The 567-nt window shown below is 32.6% G+C and carries 1 protein-coding gene; it reads left to right on the forward strand.

Features of this window, described 5'->3' with window-relative positions; translation table 11 throughout:
* Window positions 1-293: 293 nt before the first annotated feature.
* A partial coding sequence (locus E2K52_RS14605) for a hypothetical protein (protein ID WP_201798521.1) occupies window positions 294-567 on the forward strand: 274 nt, incomplete at its 3' end.

Genomic DNA, 567 nt, shown 5'->3' on the forward strand with positions numbered 1-567 from the left:
TCGCTCAGGAGAGGGAATTTCGCTTATTAAATTGAGAACATGACAAGTCTCCCCCTTCTCAAAGGAGGATTTAAAGTGATTGGCGACGTTAATAAGTCCTAAGTTTGAGTCCGGCGATAGAAGATACTATCTTTGATAGTCATGTTGTTTTTGGTGTGAAATATTTAGATTAATTCTATGATTAAAGTTATGGAAATTAAATGATAATCTTTCTCCCTTTGATTTTTAAGTTTTACTATTTTGTGGGTTATAATTTAATCCATAGCTGATTAATACAAAGAGGCGAAATTTATATGGGGATTGCTGAACAGGATGTTAATGCACGTTTAATTTTACTTGTATACGAAGCATTATTAAGATCTTTTTGGAGAAAACAAACCTTAAAGAGTTTTTTAAGAAATACAGGTATAAGCGAGCATATAATTTCAAGTTGGGGAGTTGGAGAAACAAAACGTGAATTTTTAGATAGGTTGTTTACTGCCCTATCAAAAAATCAGAAAGGTAAATCTGTTGTGCTTAAATGGGCTCATGAATTATCTGAACAAAGAACTTTTCCTGATCTTCGAG

It is taken from the genome of Acinetobacter sp. RF14B (genome assembly GCF_006864105.1).
GTDB lineage: Bacteria > Pseudomonadota > Gammaproteobacteria > Pseudomonadales > Moraxellaceae > Acinetobacter > Acinetobacter lwoffii_C.